The organism is Sphingopyxis sp. SCN 67-31, from assembly GCF_001725095.1.
The window spans coordinates 17,705-36,620 of sequence record NZ_MEFH01000001.1 but is presented as its reverse complement, the minus strand read 5'-3'; the positions used below and the strand labels follow the sequence as shown (position 1 = coordinate 36,620).

The 18,916-nt window shown below is 67.1% G+C and carries 12 protein-coding genes; 3 read left to right on the top strand and 9 right to left on the bottom strand.

All coding sequences use genetic code 11. From position 1 onward, the window contains the following. Positions 1–1,036: 1,036 nt before the first annotated feature. Positions 1,037–2,389, bottom strand: a complete 1,353-nt coding sequence (locus tag ABS88_RS00170) for an amidohydrolase (protein WP_067105978.1) — start codon at positions 2,387–2,389, stop codon at positions 1,037–1,039. Positions 2,390–2,430: 41 nt separating this feature from the next. Continuing rightward, entirely contained in the window at positions 2,431–3,012 is a 582-nt protein-coding gene (locus ABS88_RS00165) for a TetR/AcrR family transcriptional regulator (protein ID WP_076077345.1), read from the bottom strand. A gap of 293 nt (positions 3,013–3,305) precedes the next feature. Here ABS88_RS00165 and ABS88_RS00160 point away from each other — a divergent pair, with 293 nt between their 5' ends. Together ABS88_RS00160 and ABS88_RS00155 are read left to right on the top strand one after the other, a co-directional pair. Next, positions 3,306–6,209 (top strand): TonB-dependent receptor domain-containing protein, encoded by a 2,904-nt coding sequence (locus ABS88_RS00160; protein ID WP_076077347.1) that lies wholly within the window; start codon positions 3,306–3,308, stop codon positions 6,207–6,209. A gap of 22 nt (positions 6,210–6,231) precedes the next feature. Continuing rightward, positions 6,232–7,410 (top strand): lipase family protein, encoded by a 1,179-nt coding sequence (locus tag ABS88_RS00155; RefSeq protein WP_067186413.1) that lies wholly within the window; start codon positions 6,232–6,234, stop codon positions 7,408–7,410. A 60-nt stretch (positions 7,411–7,470) separates the two neighbouring features. Here the strand turns inward: ABS88_RS00155 and ABS88_RS00150 are convergent, their stop codons facing one another. Continuing rightward, complete coding sequence (locus tag ABS88_RS00150) at positions 7,471–9,108, bottom strand: carboxylesterase/lipase family protein (protein WP_067186415.1); 1,638 nt, start codon at positions 9,106–9,108, stop codon at positions 7,471–7,473. A gap of 112 nt (positions 9,109–9,220) precedes the next feature. On the opposite strand from ABS88_RS00150, the gene ABS88_RS00145 reads away from it, so the two are divergent. Continuing rightward, complete coding sequence (locus ABS88_RS00145; protein ID WP_067186417.1) at positions 9,221–10,528, top strand: hypothetical protein; 1,308 nt, start codon at positions 9,221–9,223, stop codon at positions 10,526–10,528. 201 nt (positions 10,529–10,729) lie between these two features. On the opposite strand, the gene ABS88_RS00140 is transcribed toward ABS88_RS00145, so the two are convergent. From ABS88_RS00140 to ABS88_RS00115, 6 genes are all read right to left on the bottom strand, one after another. Then, on the bottom strand, positions 10,730–12,058 hold the full coding sequence (locus ABS88_RS00140; RefSeq protein ID WP_234002515.1) for a glycoside hydrolase family 1 protein: 1,329 nt from the start codon (positions 12,056–12,058) through the stop codon (positions 10,730–10,732). Positions 12,059–12,073: 15 nt separating this feature from the next. Then, positions 12,074–13,738: an MFS transporter gene (locus ABS88_RS00135; protein WP_067186418.1), complete on the bottom strand. Its 1,665-nt coding sequence runs from the start codon at positions 13,736–13,738 to the stop codon at positions 12,074–12,076. Positions 13,739–13,810: 72 nt separating this feature from the next. Continuing rightward, positions 13,811–14,710: an SDR family NAD(P)-dependent oxidoreductase gene (locus ABS88_RS00130; RefSeq protein ID WP_067186420.1), complete on the bottom strand. Its 900-nt coding sequence runs from the start codon at positions 14,708–14,710 to the stop codon at positions 13,811–13,813. 244 nt (positions 14,711–14,954) lie between these two features. Then, entirely contained in the window at positions 14,955–15,650 is a 696-nt protein-coding gene (locus tag ABS88_RS00125; RefSeq protein WP_067186422.1) for a TetR/AcrR family transcriptional regulator, read from the bottom strand. A 51-nt stretch (positions 15,651–15,701) separates the two neighbouring features. Next, the gene (locus tag ABS88_RS00120) at positions 15,702–17,267 is read right to left on the bottom strand and encodes an AMP-binding protein (RefSeq protein ID WP_067186424.1); all 1,566 of its coding nucleotides are present in this window, start codon (positions 17,265–17,267) and stop codon (positions 15,702–15,704) included. Next, positions 17,264–18,898, bottom strand: a complete 1,635-nt coding sequence (locus ABS88_RS00115) for a carboxylesterase/lipase family protein (RefSeq protein ID WP_067186428.1) — start codon at positions 18,896–18,898, stop codon at positions 17,264–17,266. Before ABS88_RS00115 ends, ABS88_RS00120 begins: the two co-directional genes overlap by 4 nt. Between the last annotated feature and the right edge of the window lie 18 nt (positions 18,899–18,916).

The following is an 18,916-nucleotide window of genomic DNA, read 5'->3' as shown; positions in this document are numbered from 1 at the left end:
GAACTCCCGGACGGAGAACTCTGGGCTGCTGGAAGGTGATTTCTTGTCCATGCCCATTGTATAGCCGAGCGGCTAACGTGGGTCAAGGGGATAAACGGGTCCGAAAGTGGTATCTGTTTCCAGAACGATCACGAATGATTCTAAGATTTCCGCCGCACGTATGTTTAAATTCGTAAGCCACATTGTCATCCAATGAGAAAGAAATTGGAAATGTTTTGTCCGACCAGCAACTAAGGCATCTGGCTTTCGCTTTTCTTGAACTTGCTATTTCTAGCAAGATTTCCAATTCAGCTATTCCTCTTTCCAACCTTCTCAATTCGTATTGAGATCGCGCTCTCTCCCGGCGATGGCGAAAACGAGAGAACAAGCCCCGTTCCAACTCAGCGAGACGAGCGTGAACCTCAAGCCGTTCACGCTCTTTGGAAACAAGGCTGTCATGCAGGTCCCCTTGATCCATCTTCTCGATGTCGGAATAGCCCGAACACTCGAAGCACCACCCTTTGGAACGACCTGTCTCGATAGGCTCACCGGATGCCCTCTGATATCGAATAAGAATCGGGCGATACACTTCGCTCGTTTCATAGTCGCATCCAGTGCATACAATTCTTGCGGAATTGATCGACATAGCCAGCCCCCGAAAACGGAGGGTGCATAGCTCGAAATGGTTAATCAAGGCTATTCAGCTTTGAGTTCGGGCCAGCGATACCCCCCCCTTAACCGCCAATGGCTCGAAAATCGGTTCGGCTACTTATCGCAGTCAGGCGAGATGTCGTCATATGCCCATCTGGTTCCCCGACAGGCTCATTCAGACCCAAATAATCCCGGTGGACAGATGGCATGTCTGATGGTATGGAAACCTCGCTAAAGGCAAATAGCGACGTTAAATCAATACCTTGCCACGGCAACCGGGTGCCCGTAGGGGTCACCATTGGCGAGTTTTCGCCGTTCTGGGATCATGAAGCGATCCCTTTGATTCGGTTGCCCCAGCGCCCTTATCGGCTCGTTTTAACGGCCCGGATCGTGGTTGCGAGTGGCGTCATTTGCGCGGATCGGGGCGGGCTAGGATCATCATCGCGGAGAGCGCCAGCGTCTGGGCGCCGCGTTTGATCGTCGGTTCGGGCACGGGCGCGAAATAGGGTGAGTGGTTGACCGGCAGCGGTTTTCCTTCCGCCTCGTACCGTGCGATCATCGCCGGATCGTAGCCGCCGATCGCGAAGAAGACCGAAGGCACGCCTTCGTCGATGAAGGCCGAGAAATCCTCGCTGGCGGTGCCGCCCGCCGCGCTCGCGGGGACGAACTGCACATCCTTGCCGAAGGCCGTCGTCAGCATCGCCGCCGACCGCGCCGACAGCGCCGCGTCGTTGCGGACGGCATTCGTGCCCGTCGGCTGCGCGATCGTCGGTTCGGGCGCGCGCGCCATCGCCGCGACCGAGCGCGCGGTGCGCTCGACGCCTTCGACGAGCAGCTTGCGCGTCGCCTCGTCGTGCGAGCGCAGGGTCAGCTTCAGGTCGGCGTGGTCGGGAATGATGTTGTTGACCGTCCCCGCGACGAAGGCCCCGACGGTCACCACACCGAACGCCTTGGGATCCTTTTCGCGGCTGATGATCGTCTGGACGTCGGTGACGAAACGGCTGCCCATCATCACCGGATCGATGCTCTTGTCGGGCATCGATCCGTGTGCGCCGACGCCGTGGAAGGTGATGTCGATCGCGTCCGAGGCCGAACTGACGACGCCGTCCTTCACCACCACCGTGCCGACCGGCATCGGGCCGACGTGCGCGGCGAAGCCGAAATCGGGCTTGGGCCAGCGGGTGAACAGCCCGTCGGCGATCATCGCCTTCGCGCCGCTGACATTTTCCTCCGACGGCTGACCGATGAACATCAGCGTGCCGCTCCACTGATCCTTCATCGCCGCGAGCGCCGCGGCGGCACCAACCCACCAGGCCATGTGGCTGTCGTGGCCGCAGCTATGGTCGACGAAGCTCAGCTTGCCGTCGACGGTCTGCTGGGCACGGCTGGCATAGGGGAGACCGGTCTTTTCCTCCATCGGCAGCGCGTCCATTTCAGTGCGCACGAGCAGGGTCGGCCCTTCGCCGTTCTTCAGGATCGCGACGATACCGGTCTGGCCGACCTTTTCGGTGACAGTGAAGCCCAGCTTGCGCATCTCGGCCGCGAGCAGGGCGGCGGTGCGCACCTCCTGAAAGCCGACCTCGGGATGCGCATGGAGATCCTTGTAGAGCGCGTCGAGATGCGGATACTGCCTGTCGATCGTCGCGTCGATGCGCGCCAGCGCGGCGGCGACGTCGAAGCCGGGGGCGGTCGGTGCGGGCTGCGCCAGGGCAGGAAGCGCCGCGAGGCCGGCGGTCAGGGTGAGCAATATCTTGTGCATCGGGCGGTCTCCGCTGTGGGATGGAAAGGCGGCGGGCTGGCTCAGCGCAGGAGCGCGATCACCAGACGCTGGAGGAAATCGTCGCCGAGCGGCCGGCCGGTGAGATAGCCCTGGTCGATGGTGGCAGCGAGGGTGAAGATGATCTCGAACGGCGGCAGGACAGGGTGGATGTCCTGCACGTCGAGCGAGCGCGTGAGGATTGTGATACTGGCCTTGCGTCGTATATGCTGGGCATCGGCAATCGGGGCGATCAGATCGGGCGCTACGCGACGTGCCTCGTATATGGCGGGCAGGCAGGTCGCGATGACCGGATCATGGTAGCGGTTGCGAACAGCGGTCGCAAAGGCAAGCAGATCGGCCGCCACGTCGCCGGTATCGCCGAGCAGCGCATCGTCGAAGCGATCGTTGAATGCATCGATGAACGCCGCGATGGCCGAAGGCCAGCGGCGATAGAAGGTCGGGCGGGGAACGCCCGCGTGCCGACAGACGCGATTGATCGACAGGCCGGCGAAGCCGAACTCGCCCAATATGGCGACCGCGCTGGCCTTGATCCGCTCGTCGAGTTCGGCCTGCCGCGGCCGTCCCGCCGTCGTGTCCCTGTCGCCCAATATCGTGACTTCCATCTCCACCGCACTCGCAATGCCCGATCGCACCGCTCCAGGCGAACGAATAATATCGATACATAGATGTATCGTAATATCGCGGCGGGTCAAGGGCTTCGCCCGCGAATGCCGGTTCGGGGCCCCCGCCCTCCCCCGTTCGAGGCTTGACACCCGCACCGATTCTACGCCAAAGCCCCTTTCGATGCATGATTGTATCGTAATCATGCATGGCAGCGACCGATAATGACGAGGGGCGCGCCCGACCGGCCAAGCCCGCACCGCCGTTGCCGGCAAACAGGGAAGGGCTCTTCAAAATGTTGGACAATCGCAAATTGTTGCTCGTGGTTTCGGCGTCGGCCTTGGCGCTCACCGGCGCCCCCGCCCTCGCGCAGGATGGGCCGGGCGGCGGCGAAGCGACGGCCGGGGCGGCCCCGAGCGAGATCGTCGTCACCGGATCGCGAATCGCGCGGCGCGACTTCGAGGCGGCGAGCCCGATCGTCACGCTGGGCGCCGACGCCGTCGCGGCGACCGGACAGGCAACGCTCGAAGGCGCGCTCAACCAGCTTCCGCAATTCTCGGCGGGCTCGACCGCCTTCTCGAACGACCTCAACGCGACCGGGCAGGCGACGCTCAATCTTCGCGGCCTCGGCGCGCAGCGCAACCTCGTGCTGCTCGACGGCCGTCGCCTGCAGCCGTCGAACTCGAGCCAGGTCATCGACATCAACACCATCCCATCGATCCTCGTCGGCGGGACCGAGATCATCAGCGGCGGCGCCTCGGCCGTCTATGGCTCTGACGCCATCTCCGGCGTCGTCAACTTCAAGGTGCGCGACCTCGACGGGATCGAGATTTCGGGCCAGAACACGCTGACCGAGCGCGGCGACGGCGGCATTCGCGAGATTTCGATCGGCGCCGGCACCCGCTTCGCCGACGGCCGCGGCCGCATCATCGTCGGCGCCGCCTATACCGACCGCGATGCGGTCAACATCAACAGCCGCGCCTTCTTCCGCCGGAATCAGGGCGTGTCGGGGACGATTCCGTTCGGTATCTTCACCCCGGGCGCGAACCCCGCCAGCCAGGGCGCGCTCAACGACGCCTTCGCCGCCTATGGCATCGCGCCGGGATCGGTGCTCCCCTCGTCGGGGATCGGGGTCAATGCGGACGGCACGCTCTTCGCCAACGGGCGCGGCGTCTATAATTATCGCGACGATGAGCCCTATCTCTACAATAACGGGCAGGCGCTGCTGCAGGTGCCGTCGACGACCTACACCCAGATTCCGCTCGAGCGCATCTCGACCTTCGGCCGCGCGACCTTCGAGGCGAGCGATACTATCAAGCTGTTCGTCCAGGGCCTTTATACCGACTATACGTCGACGACGATCCAGGACCCCGCCCCGAACGCCGGGCTGTGGACGATCCGCGTTCCGCGGTCGAATCCCTTCATCCCGGCCGCGCTGAACCCCATCCTCGATTCGCGCACCGACCCGACCGCGCCGGTCGTCGTGACCAAGCGCTATAGCGAAGCCGGTCCGCGCAGCGTCGATCATGAGGCGACGACGTGGCAGATCCTCGGCGGCGCATCAGGGTCCTTCGGCGGCAGCGGCATCACCTGGGAGCTGTACGGATCGACCGGCAAGAGCATCGTTGACGACATCTCCTACGGCTCGGTCTTCACCAGCAAGGTGCAGCAACTGGCATCGGCGGCCGACGGCGGCGCGTCGATCTGCTCCGGCGGCTATAATCCGTTCGCGGTCACCAACTCACCCGAATGCGTCGCCTTCATCAGCGGCGTGACGCGCAACCGCACCGAAACGAAGCAGGACGTGGTCGAGTTCAACCTGCAGGGCGGCATCGCGCAGCTTCCCGCGGGCGAACTGCGCTTCGCGGCGGGCGTCGGCTATCGCCACAATGAATTCGCCTTCACCCCCGATCCCGAGCAGATCACGGGCAACATCGTCGCCATCGCGCGCACCTCACCGACCGCGGGTTCGACGAGCGCGAAGGAAGCCTATGCCGAACTGCTGATCCCGCTGCTCCACGACATTCCGCTGATTCAGGACCTCACGATCGACGCCGCCTATCGCTATTCGGACTACAAGCAGAGCGGCGGGGTTTCGACCTACAAGGTCGATGTCGACTGGACCGTCGTCGACGGCGTGCGCCTGCGCGGCGGCTATCAGCGCGCGATCCGCGCGCCGAACGTCGGCGAGCTTTATACCGCGACCACCGGCCTGTTCCCGACCATCGGTTCGGTCGCCAACGGCGCCGGCGATCCGTGCGACACGCGCAGCGCGTTCCGTACCGGCGCTAACGGGGCGCAGGTGCGCGCGATCTGCGTCGCGCAGGGAATGCCCGACGTGCTTGCCGACTCCTATATCAACAACGTCACGCAGGTCGCGGCCTTCCTGTCGGGCAACGCCAATCTGAAGCCCGAAAAGGCCGATACCTGGACGGTCGGCGCGGTGCTGTCGCCGCGCGCCGCCTCGCCCTGGCTGTCGAACCTGCGCGCGTCGATTGATTATTATAATATCGCGATCGACGACGCGATCGCGACGATCCCGGTGTCGGTGTCGCTCAACAAATGCTTCAACGCCGATGGCAGCAACCCCGGCTATGACGCGAACAATTTCTTCTGCGCGCTGATCGGCCGCGACGTCAATTCGGGCGGCATCACCAACGCGCTGCAGCCCTATCTGAACCTAGGCGGCTACAAGACCGCCGGGGTCGACGTGCAGCTCGACTGGTCGGTGCGCCTTGCCGATATCGGGGCCGGCGACGGGTCGGGGCGCTTCGGCATTTCGTCGGTGATCAACTATCTCGACAAGTTCGAGATTCAGAACCTTCCCGGCGGGCCGTTCCAGGATTTCGGCCGCACGATCGGATCGGGAACCACGCTGCCGCGCTGGCGGTCGACGACCTCCTTCACCTTCGGCACCGACAGCTTCAACGCGCTGGTGCGCTGGCGGCACATCGGCGCGATGATCGACGCGTCGAAGGTGACGAACGCGGCGAGCACGACGCCGGGGGTCAAGGCCTACGACTATTTCGACCTGTCGCTGCGCGTCGACCCGGCCGAGCGCTTCAGCCTGCGCTTCGGAGTGAACAATCTGTTCGACAAGACGCCGCCAGTGGTCAGCGGCGTGCTCGGCCAGACCGACGCCAGCACCTATGACGTGCTCGGCCGCACCTATTATCTGGCGGCCACCGCGCGCTTCTGAAGAACGGGACAGGAGACAGATTATGTCGAAATGGATGCGATCGGCGGCAGTTCTCGCCGCATTCGGCCTCGCAGCGGCAACCCCGGCGCTCGCGGCGCAAGCGCCCGCCGCGCAGGCGGCGCCCGCACCGGCAGCGGGCGCGTTGATCGAAAGCGGCCCGCTCGCGCCCGAGTTCGGCCTCGACGGTGCGGCGCAGGCCTTCGCGATCCGCTATGGCTCGACCGACGGCGTCGTCGGCAGCGGCACGGTGCCGGTGACCGCCGCGCTGTTCATCCCCAAGGGCACGCCGCCCGCGGGGGGCTGGCCGCTGATTGCCTGGGCGCATGGCACCGTCGGCATCGGCGACGATTGCGCGCCGTCGCGCAACCCGCGCTCGGCGCGCGACCGCACCTATCTCGACCATTGGCTGGGCGAGGGCTATGCCATCGTTGCCACCGACTATCAGGGGCTCGGCGGGCCCGGGCCGCATCCCTATCTCAACAGCCGCGCCGCCGCCTATTCGACCCTCGACGCGGTGCGCGCGGTGCTTGGGGGCGATTTCGGCCTCGCCAACAAGGTGCTGCTCGTCGGCCAGTCGCAGGGCGCCGGTGCGGCTTTCGCGACAGCGGGCTATGCCGCCGACTATGCGCCCGACGTCAATGTGCGCGGGACGATCGCCACCGGCCTGCCCAACCTCGCCGTCGCGGGCGCGACGAGCGGCGGCGACGGGGACAAGGTCGATCGCCTGATCGCCTATCTGCTCTACATCGCCTCCGCGGCGGAACAGATCGATCCCAGATACGATCCCACGGCGGTGCTGACCGATCGCGCGATGCCGCTCTATCGGCGCGCGGCCGACACCTGCGTCGTCGATATGTTCGGTGCGGTGGTCGAGGCGGGGCTGACCCGCGCGAACAGTTTCAAGACCGATTTCTGGCGCGCCTATGCGCCGATGCTGACCCACGCCGGCTATCCGACGCTGCACATCGCGACGCCGGTGTTCATCGGCACCGGCGCGGAGGATGTCGATACGCCGGCCGCGATGCAGAAATCGGTCGTCGACGGGGCCTGCGACGCCGGATCGACGATCGAATGGCACGTCTATCCGGGGCTCGACCATTCGGGGACGGTCAACCGCTCCTTCACCGATTCGCGCCTCTTCGCCCAGCATGTCATGGCGGGCCACGCCATCGCGGGGACCTGTCCGCAGGCCGCCGGCTAGGCGTTCGCTCTCGCCGCGTGAGGGCACCGGACGGATCGGGATGACCCGACGAAGCGGGCGCTATTCGCGGTCGACGGGACCGGTATTGACGAACCATTGTTCGCCCCTCTGGCGCTGACGCCGCATGATCTCCTCCCGGAATTCGAACATTCCGGGCATGGGGTCGCGGCGCAGCACCGGCGATGCGCCAAGCTCGAGGAAATATTCCTCCTCTCCATAGGGACGCCAGTCGGGCGCACCGACCGCCGACGGAATGCCGCGCGCGGCGAAGCTGGACCAATAATCGACCATCTGCCGGGCAAGCCGGCGATCGTCGTCCCCCGTCGCCGCCGGCCAGTTTGCCGCCTGTACAACGGCGCGACCGATGCTGCCGAACATGAAGGGAATCTCGCTGGCGTGAAATGCGCACAGCTTCCGCGCCCGCGCGGCGTCGTAGCAATGGTCGAACAGATAGAGATAGGAAGGAGCGCCTGCCGCGGTCTGCTGCCGCACGAGCCGCTCGACGGCCCAGCCATAGACGATGTCGCGCGTCGCGGCGATCAGGCTCTCTTCCATATCGGACGCGGGATAGAGCCGCAGGAAGGCCGGCGCGAGATCGCCGTAGCGACGGGCGGCTCCCGCGGCATAGGCGGCCGCATCGACGGGCACCGGGGGCAACAGGCCGCGCTGGCTCCGCACCTCGCCGCTGTTGAAACCGGCGAGGACCGGCACCTTGATCTGCTCGCCGCGATCGAAGACGTCGACGATCTGCGCCGGAAGCAGCGCCCCGTCGATCGTCGGCTGCGCTGCAAAGCGCGCACGCAGTGCCGCGGCGGTCAGCGTTTCGGCGTCGAGGGCGCGAAGGGCGGCGGGATCCTTCGCGCCGACGCTTTCGGCGAAGGCGGCGCCGATCACTTCGGCCGACGGCAGGCCATAGGCCGGATCGCGCAGCCGCGGGACCGCGCGCATATTGGTGCTCTGGACGATCGCGCGGCCGAACAGCCCCTTCGCGCGCGGGGCGGCGAGCAGATAGGTGACGCTGAGCGCGCCCGCCGATTCGCCCATCGCGGTGACATTGGCCGGGTCGCCGCCGAACGCCGCGATATTGCGCTTCACCCATTCGAGCGCGGCGATCTGGTCAAGCAGACCATAATTGCCCGAGACACGATCGGGCGCTTCGGCGCTGAGCCCCGGGTGCGCGAGCCAGCCGAAGATGCCGAGGCGATAGTTGATCGACACGAAGACGATCCCGCGCTTCGCATATTCGCGCCCGTCGTACATCGGGCTCGCGCTGCCGCCATGCTGGAGCGCGCCGCCGTGAATCCAGACGATCACCGGCGCGCGCGCCGCGTTGCGCGGCGCCCAGACGTTGAGCGTCAGGCAATCCTCGCTCGTCGGACGCGGCGGCTCGAAATAGACGCTGTCGGCGGGATAGGGCGGCTGCACGCAATCGGGGCCGAAGGCGTGGGCCTCGCGCACACCCTGCCACGAAGCAGGCGGAGCGGGCGGGCGCCAGCGGCGCGCCCCGACCGGCGGCAGCGCATAGGGAAGCCCCTTGAAGACCCGGACCCCGTCCTCCAGACTGCCGGCGACGCGGCCCTCGGCGACGGTGGCCGCCGGTCGGCCGGACGCGGCGGCGACGGGAACGGCGAATGCGGCCAGGGCGCCGAGCAGCGGAGCGCCGAAGACGAGGGCGAAGGCCCGTCCGGACAGCAGCATGTCTTTCGTTCCTCTTCCCGGCGGCGATGCTTGCCATCGCCCGCCCGTCGATTTACACTCACAAGAGAGTGAATATCAAGTGCGGACGAATGGACGACGGGAGAGGTGCAGCATGACGGACCCGACGCGACGCGGCTTCCTGGTCGGGGCGGCGGCGCTGCCCCTCACCGCCCCGGCCGCAGCGGCCCATGACGCGGGCGCGTCCGACTCGATCGCCGCCGATCTGGCGACCTATATCGGCTTCGGCAACAAACAATCGGGCGGCCCCGGTGACGACGCCTGCGGTCATTGGCTCGCGGACGAACTGGCGCGCGCGGGTTTCGCGACCGAAAAGCCGGCCCTGTCCGTCCCCTGGTTCGAACCGGGCAGATGCGAGATCGCCGCCGGCGACGCGCGCGCGCCGCTCCATCCCCAGCCGATCGTGATCCCGACGCCCGCAGGCGGCGTGTCGGGGCCGCTGGTCCGCGTCGATGCCCACGGCCGCGCCGATGCGCCGCTGGCCGGGGCGGTCGCGCTGGTCGATCTGCCCTATGGCCGCTGGTCCTCGGCGCTGGCCAGGCCGGTGCGCGCACCCGTCGATGCGGCCTTCGCAGGCGGAGCGAAGGCCGCGGTGATCGTCACCAACGGTCCGACCGGCGGCGTCATCGCGCTCAACGCCGATGGCCGCGCGCCGATGTTCGCGGGGCCGGTCGGTCTGCTCGCGCCCGCTCGGGCCGCCCCCTTCCTCGACGCGGCGATGCGACACGACACAGCCACGGTAACGCTGACCGGGCGCGGCGGCCGCAGACCCGCCTTCAACATCATCGGTCGGCTCGATCGCGGCAAGGGGCGCTGGATCACCATATCGACGCCGCGTTCGGGCTGGTTCGGCTGTGCCGGCGAGCGCGGCGGCGGCATCGCAGCGTGGCTCGACCTCGCCCGCGCCGCCCCCGCGCTGCTGCCCGACCACGACCTCGCCTTCCTGTGCAACAGCGGGCATGAATATGAGAATCTGGGCGCCGAGGAATCGCTGAAGGCGGTGGCGCCGAAACCGACGGAGACGCATTTCTGGCTCCACCTCGGCGCCAATGTCGCGGCGCGCGACTGGCACGAAGGGCTGTTCGGGCTGGCCCCGCTGAGCGGCGCGGATTCGCAGCGCTATCTGGTCGCTAGCCCGCCGCTGCTGCCCGCCGCGCGCCGGCTGTTCGCGGGACTGGCGGGACTCGAAAACCCCTATTCCAGCGAAGCGCTGTCGGCGGGCGAACTGACCGCGATCATCGCGGCAGGCTATCCATCGGTGGCGGGAGTCTTCGGCGTCCATCGCTTCCACCATGTCGAGGGCGACGACGAACGCTGCGTCGACGCGGCAAGCGTCGCCGCAGCGGCGGCGGCTTTTCGCGAACTGCTGCTGGTGGCAGTCGGCCGAAACAGCGCGCGCTAGCTTGCATCACCCAAATCCGTTCGTGTCGAGCAGGATGGCGAGTCGGATATTCGACGCAGCATCTTTGGTGTGGTGCCACCGGAAAGCTTCGTCATTGCGAGCGGCGAAGCCGCGCGGCAATCCAGAGCAGGCGGTCACCGCTCTGGATTGCTTCGCTCCGCTCGCAATGACGCAAGGGGGCAATCCCAAGCCAATCGAAATCTAGATGCGATTGGCGCGGGCAATCGCGCCCAGGTGCCAGGCGCTCGGGCGCGGCGTGCGCCTGAAGCTCTGCCGGTCGACTGTGGCGAGCCCGAAGGGGATCGAATAGCCCGACGTCCACTCGAAATTGTCGAGGAGCGACCAATAGATATAGCTGTGGACCGCGATCCCCTCGTCGAGGCAGGCCCTCACCCCGTCGAGCGCCTGGTCGATGAAGGCGATGCGGCGCCGGTCGTCGTTCACGGCGACGCCGCTTTCAGTCACATAGATCGGCTTGCCGATCGCGCGGTGAGCCCATCGGATCGTGTTCGCGAGCGCCTGCGGATAAAATTCATAGCCCGACAGTGTCAGTTCGGCGCCCGCCGGCGGCGCGACCATTCCGCGCTCGTCGAACCGCAGGCGGGTGTAGCATTGCACGCCGAAGAAATCGGAATGGCTGCGCGCGACGTCGATCCAGTCGCCGTAAAGCTGCCGCTCGTAATGCGCGACCAGCGACGGCGCGCCCGTCGACTGAATATCCTGCGTGGTCAACGTGATACCCACCGGCAGGTCGGGCCGCGCGGCCTTGATCGCGTCATAGGCCTGACGGTGCGCTTCCTGCAGGATCGGCGTCGCGATCGCGGGATCGGCGAAGGCGAGGCGCGAGAAGCGCGGCGACCCGGTGGCGGCCACCGCCGCGGCATTCGCGTCGCGGGTCAGCTTCATCGCCGCTTCGGACCCAGGGAAAAGCGCGACCAGCAGGCCGATGTTCGCCTCGTTGAATGTCGTCGCCAGATGCATCAGGCCGCCGAGCCGCTCGGCGACGATACGGCAATAGCGCGCGAAAAGGCGCGGCGCGTCGTCGACCTCGAAACCGCCGCGGGCGGCGAACCACAGGGGCGTCGTGAAATGGTTGAGAGTGACGATCGGTCGCAACCCGCGCGCGCGGCACGCCTCCAGCATGCGCGCATAATGGTCGAGCACGGCGTTCGAGACACGGCCTTTGCTCGGTTCGATGCGCGCCCATTCGATGCCGAACCGATAGCAGTTGAAACCCAGCCGTTCGGCAAGCGCGAAATCCTCGTCGAAGCGATGATAGCTGTCGCATGCGTCGCCCGACCGGTCCCGAAACAGGGTCGGCGTGACATTCTCTGCCAGCCAGGCGTCGCTGTTCGTGTTGTTGCCCTCGCTCTGATGCGCCGAGATCGCGGTGCCCCAGAGGAAGCCGGGCGGCGCCGGCCGTCGCGCCGCCAGCGCCGGCGCGCTTCCCAGCAGCGCGGGCGCCGCCGCCGCCCCTGCGGCCGCCCGCATCAGGTCGCGCCGCCCGATTGATCCGTCCGCTTCGGCCACGACCCTTCTCCCTCGTCAGGCTTCGATATCGCGCTTGTAGGTTTCGGGCAGGAAGAAGATGCCGACGACCGCGGTGATGGCGGCGATCACCACCGCATACCACAGTCCCTGATAGATATTGCCCGTCGCCGCGACCATCGCGAAGCCGATCGTCGGCATGAAGCCGCCGATCCAGCCATTGCCGATATGATAGGGCAGCGACAGCGAGGTATAGCGGATGCGCGCCGGAAACAGTTCGACCAGCAGCGCCGCAAGCGGGCCATAGACCATCGTCGCGAGCAGGCCGAAGACGCAGAGGATCGCGATCACCCGCCCCTTGTCGACCGCGGCCGGATCGGCGGCGGCGGGATAGCCCGCGCGCGAAAGCCCGGCATGCACTTCTTCCTGGAACGCCGCGATCGCCTGGGCCTTCGCCTCGCCCTTCAGCTTCGCGGGGTCGGGCGCGGTGTGGCTCTCCTCGCCGATCCGCACCGTCGCGACCGTGCCCGGGGCCGCATCGATATTGGCGTAGTTGATCCCACCGCGCGCCAGATAGGCCTTGACGATGTCGCAGCTCGTCCGGTCGAAGCTGTTCTTGCCGATCGGGTCGAACTGGAACGAGCATTCGCGCGGGTCGGCGACGACCTGCACCGGCGCATGCTCGACCGCCGCCGCCATCGCCGGATTGGCCGCGGCGACCAGCGCCTTGTAGAGCGGGAAATAGGTGAAGACCGCGATGACGCAGGCGGTCATCATGATCGGCTTGCGCCCGATCCGGTCGCTGAGCCAGCCGAAGAAAACGAAGCTGGGAATGATGATCAGCAGCGCGGTGGCGACGAGGAAATTGGACGTCGCCCCGTCGACCTTCGCGATCTTCTCAAGGTAGAAAAGCGGATAGAGATGCGCGGCGAAGCCGATCACCGCCTGCCCCGCCACCGCCCCGAACAGCGCGATCAGCACGATCTTCAGGTTGCGCCATTCGCCGAAGGCCTCCTTCAGCGGCGCCTTCGACGTGGCGCCCGCCTGCTTCATCCGCTGGAAGACCGGGCTTTCCTCTAGCTGGAGCCGGATCCAGAGCGCGATCGACAGCAGCACGATCGAGAAGATGAAGGGAAGGCGCCAGCCCCAGGCATTGAAGCTGTCGGCATCCATGAACAGGCGCAGCGACACGACGAAGGTCGATGCGAGGATTAGGCCGATCATCGCCGTGGTCTGGATGAAGCTGGTGTAGAAGCCGCGCTTTCCCGGCGGGGCATGTTCGGCGATGTAGACCGCCGCGCCGCCATATTCACCGCCGATCGCGAGCCCCTGGAGCAGGCGGAGCAGCATCAGGATGATCGGCGCGGCGATTCCGATCGTGTCGTAGGACGGCAGGAAGCCGACCGCGAAGGTCGACAGCCCCATGATCGCCATGGTGACGAGGAAGGTGTTCTTGCGCCCGACAATGTCGCCGACCCGCCCGAAGACGAGCGCCCCGAACGGCCGGATCGCGAAGCCGGCGGCGAACGCCATCAGCGCGAGGATGAACCCCGTCGTCTCGTTGACGCCCGCGAAGAAATGCATCGAGATCGCGCTCGCGAGCAGGCCGTAGAGGTAGAAGTCATACCATTCGAACACCGTCCCCAGCGACGAGGCGGCGATGACGAGAGTCTCGTTCTGGCCCTTGCCTTCGGCGGGCAGGGTTTCGCTGTCGGTTGCCATATCCTTCTCCCTTTCTCCCGGCAGCGGCGGCGGGCTCTTTCACCGGCCCGTTCGCCCTGCTCCCGGGGGTTGTCAGCGGTTGACCGCCATCGTCGGCGCGGTGAAGCCGGCGCTCGCCAGTTCGCGCTCGGCCTGCGTGAAACCATAAGCGGGAACGATCTCTCCCCGCCGATCCGAAATGCGGTCCCATTCGGAAATGACGCGCTGCGCGGCATCGTCGGCGCGGCCGATGAAGGCGCCGTCGGTCAGCGTGACGTTCGCGGTCGCGAAATGACCGGCGCCCGCGCACAGGATGTTGCGCGTCGGGGCATCGTCGCCGACCAGCGCGAGCAGGCCCGGACTCACCGCCTCGGGCGCCAGGTGGGCGAGCGCGTCGGGCGCGAGCACGCCGTCGGTCATCCGGGTCGCCGCGGTGGGGGCGAGGCAGTTGACGCGGATGCCGTATTTCTCGCCTTCGAGCGCGAGCGTCTGCATCAGCCCGACGAGCGCCATCTTCGCGGCGCCGTAATTGGCCTGCCCGAAATTGCCGTAGAGGCCCGACGAGGATGTCGTCATCACGATGCGGCCGTGGCGGCGCTCGCGCATCTGGTCCCACACCGCCTTGGAACAGGTGGCGGCGCCCATCAGATGGACGTCGACGACGAGGCGGAAGTCGGCGAGGTCCATCTTGGCGAAGCTCCTGTCGCGCAGGATGCCGGCGTTGTTGACCAATATGTCGATGCCGCCCCAGGCCATGGTCGCGGCATGGACCATCGCCGCGACCTGCTCCGCGTCGGTGACCGACGCCGGCGCCGCCATCGCCCGGCCGCCCGCGGCCTCGATCTCGGCAGCGACGCGCTCGGCGGCGGCGCCCTCGCTGTCGTTGACGACGACGCACGCGCCATGGCGCGCCAGCATCAGCGCATGCGCCCGGCCGAGCCCTCCGCCCGCGCCCGTCACGATCGCCACCCGGTCCTGCAATGCCTTCGTCATCCTGCCCCTCTCGCTATCCGAATTACTATAACTCACTTGTGAGTGAATGAAAATTGAAACAGACGGGAGACGGAAAGCGCCCGCCTGCCCTTTGCTATACTCTGATGACTTTGGATTGCCCCACTTCGTCATTGCGACCCCGGACCTGATCCGGAGGAAGCAATCCAGAGCAGTTACCGCACGCTCTGGATTGCCGCGCGGCTTCGCCGCTCGCAATGACGAGTCTTTCCCACGTCATCATGCCCTAGTCCCCGTCTTTCGCGCGCTGTTCGCAGATATCGCGAAAGCCCGCCGCCATGAAGCGCGCCATGCGCTGCTTGACCGCCGCATAATCGTCCGACCGGCAGAGCCCCTGCGACAATTTGTCGATGCGGCCGGTGCGCGCGAGCGTCAGCATCAGCGCCCCGGTGACGAAGTGATAGCCCCAGAAGATGTCTTCCTCCGCCGCCTCTGGCAGCGCCTTCTTCAATATGCCGATCAGCCGCAGCACGACCGGGTCGAAATGGGCGTCCATCATCCCGGCGCCCCATTCGGGCGTGTTGGCCACCTGCGCGCTGAGCGCCCCATAGTTGCGCCAGCCCTCGCCACCCTCGATATAAAGGTCGAGGTCGGTGTCCAGAAAGGCATGGAGCGCGCCCTCGATCGTCGGCTTTCCCCCCGACGCCCGCTCGTAATCGTCGAGCACCTTCATGCGGCGCTCGCTCGTCACCACCGCGCGGCGGGCGAACACCGCATCGAACAGCTTCTTCTTGTCCTCGAAATAATAGTTGAGCAGCGTGTGATGCACGCCCACCCGCTTGGCGACATCCTTGAGCGTCACCCCGTAGAGTCCGTTGCGCGAAAAGAGATATTCGGCGGTGTCGAGAATCTGCTCGATCGTTTCGGCGCGCTGCTCCGCTTTCGATGGCCGTTTCGTCCGACTCTTTGCCTTGGACTCCAAATCTCTATTCCTCTCGAAACCTTCGTTCGCAGGGCGGCGGGGCCTTTCGGCCTACACCTGTCCGTAATCGAGCCGCAATTGCATTTTGTCGATCTTGCCGGTCGGCGCGAGCGGCATCGCGTCGAGGCGCACGACCGTGTCGGGGACCCACCAGGACGCGACCCGCCCGGCGAGCGGCTCGAGCAGTTCGGCGTCGCTGATCGCCGCATCGCAGGTGACGAGCAGGACCGGCCGCTCGCCCCATTTGGGATGCGGGCGCCCGATGACGGCGGCCAGCGACACCTGCGGCAGCGCGCCGACGATCGCCTCGATCTCCGCCGGGTTGATCCATTCGCCGCCCGATTTGATCAGGTCCTTCGCGCGGCCGGTGATGACGAGGTTACCCGCGTCGTCGATCCGCGCGAGATCGCCCGTGTCGAACCAGCCGTCGGCGTCGGTGGCGGGTTCGCTCTGGCCGAAATAGCGTTCGACGACCGAGCCGCCGCGCACGCGCAGATGCCCCTCGGTCCCGCGCTGCTCGGGCAGCGGGCGGCCGTCGGCGTCGGCGACGAGCAGGTCGATGCCGATTGCCGGACGGCCCGAAACGGCCGCACTGCGATGCGGATCGCCCGGCGGCGCGGCGGTGCCGAGCGGCGACAATTCGGTCATTCCCCAGCTTGTCTGCACCTCGGCGCCGAGGCGGCGCTCGATCCGGTCCATCAGCGCCGGCGGCATCGGCGACCCGCCGACCAGGATACGCTCGAGCGACGGCACATCGCCGCCTTCGGCCTCCAGATGCTCGACGAGGCCGAGCCAGACGGTCGGCACCCCCGCGGCAGCGGTCACGCCTTCGGAACAGATGAGCCGCGCGAGATGCGCGCCGTCGCTCTGGCGCCCCGGAAGCACCAGCTTCGCCCCCACGGCGGGCGCCGCGAAGGGCAATCCCCATGCGTTGGCGTGGAACATCGGCACCACGGCAAGGATCGCGTCGCGCGCGGTCGGCCCCAGCACGTCGGCCTGGAGCTGGCGCATCGTGTGCAGATAGCAGCCGCGATGGGTATAGGTGACGCCCTTGGGCGCGCCGGTGCTGCCCGAGGTGAAGCAGAGCCCCGATGGCGTGTCCTCGGCGAAATCGCCCCAGACCGCGTCGCGCGGCGCTGCCGCGACCAGCGGGTCGAAGGCATCGGCGCCGTCTTCGTCCGCGTCGGTGTCGAGCAGCAGGATGCGCCGCAGCGACGGCAGATTCGCGCTCGCCTCGCGCGCCAGCGGCAGCAGGTCGGGGCTCACCAGCAGCAGCGCCGCCCCCGACTGCGCGAGCATCGCGGAAAGCTGCGCCGCGGTCAGGCGCGGGTTCAGCGTGTGACAGATCGCCCCCATGCCCATGATGCCGTACCAAGCCTCGACATGCCCCTGCGTGTTCCAGGCGAGCGTCGCGACGCGGTCGCCGCGGCCGATGCCGAGCGCGCGCAGCGCACCCGACACGCCGCGCGCACGATCGTGCAGCGCGGCGTATCCGGTCCGCCGCACGCCGCCCGCCGCCGTCGCCGACACGACTTCGGCATCGGGGTGCCATTTGGCGGCGTGGGATAGGAATTTGTCGAGCGTCAGGCCGTAATATTGCATCGAACCGTCGATCATTGGCAGCCCTCGGTCTTCGGCGGCAGCGGCGGCGACGCGACGCCGATATTCCAGTTCCACGGCACGTCCCCGGCGGCACGACGGCGGCAGACGACCGCCTCGTGCAGCGCCGCGGTACCGGGAAACAGATTGTGCCCGGCGCGCGGCGTGTCGGCGATGTGCAGAAAACCGCGATTGTCGGCATAGTCGGGCCAGTCGGGCCCGCCCTTTGCAACGGGTCGGCCGGTGGTGGCGAAGCTCGCCCAGTAATCGCCGATCGCGGCGATCAGCCTGCGCTCTGCCAGGCTGTCGGGAATCTTCGGCCACAGGGGCGGCGTCCGCGCCGCGGTCCCGAACACATAGGGCAGCTCGGCGGCATGGAAAGCGTGGAGATTCCACTGCGCGGTCGCCGGATAGCCATGGTCGAAAAGATAGAAATAGGCGCCCTGCCCCAGCGCCGCCTGGTTCGACACCAGCCGCTCCGCGGTCCAGCCATACATGGCGTCGCGCGTCGCGGCGAGCATGCTTTCACCGATATCCTTCGCCGGATAGCGGGTCAGGAAGGCATCGGCGAACTCGCCATAGGCGGTGCGGATCGTGGCTTCATAGGCGGCCGCGTCGGCGGGAGGTTTGGGCAGCAGGAACCGCAGCGAGCGAATCTCGCCGCTGTTGAAGCCGGCGAGGATCGGCACCGGCGCCTGTTCGTCGCGATCGAAGGTGTCGACGAGCTGGCGCGACAGCGTCTTGCCGTCGATATTGGGAAAGGGGAAATAGCCCGTCGCGGCGACCCGGGCCGGGATGTCGGCCGCCGGCAATGCGCGCAGCGCCGCGATGTCGGCGGCACCGAGCTTCGCCGCAAGTTCGGCGCCCTGCACCTCTGCAGGGACCATGCCGTTGATCCGGTCGCGCAGGCCGGGCGCGGAGACCATATAGGCGCTCTGCGCCACCGCCTTGTGGAACAGCCCGCGCGCCGCCGGAGCCGCCATCAGATACATGACGCTGAGCGCGCCCGCCGATTCCCCGGCGATGGTGACGTTCCCCGCATTGCCGCCGAAGGCGCCGATATTGCGCTTCACCCATTCGAGCGCCGCGATCTGGTCGAGCAGACCGTAATTGCCCGAGACATGGTCGGGCGATTCCGCACTGAGCCCCGGATGCGCGAACCAGCCGAACATGCCGAGGCGATAGTTGATCGACACCACGACGATGCCGCGCCGCGCGAGCGCGCTGCCGTCGTAAATAGGGTCGGCGCCCGACCCCGACGCCAGCGCGCCGCCGTGGATCCAGACGAAGACCGGCGCGCCGCGCGCATCCTGCGGCGCCCAGATGTTGAGCGACAGGCAATCCTCGCTCATCGCCGGCAGGTCCCAGCCATAGATGCTGGGTGCCTGCGGCTTCGGCTGCATGCAGGCGGCGCCGAAGCGGGTAGTATCGCGGGCGCCGTCCCAACGCGGCAGCGGTGCCGGCGCACGCCAGCGGCGCTCGCCGACGGGCGGCTCGGCATAGGGAATGCCGCGAAAGACGCGCAGATCGCGGTCCTGCACGCCGTGCACGACGCCCGCGGGCGCATCGACCACCGGTTCCGCGGCCGCGGCGGCCGCCCCCGGGAGGAGGACGGCCAGAACGAGAGCGAGGGTCCGCAGGCGACGCATGGGCGGCTTCCTTCTTCC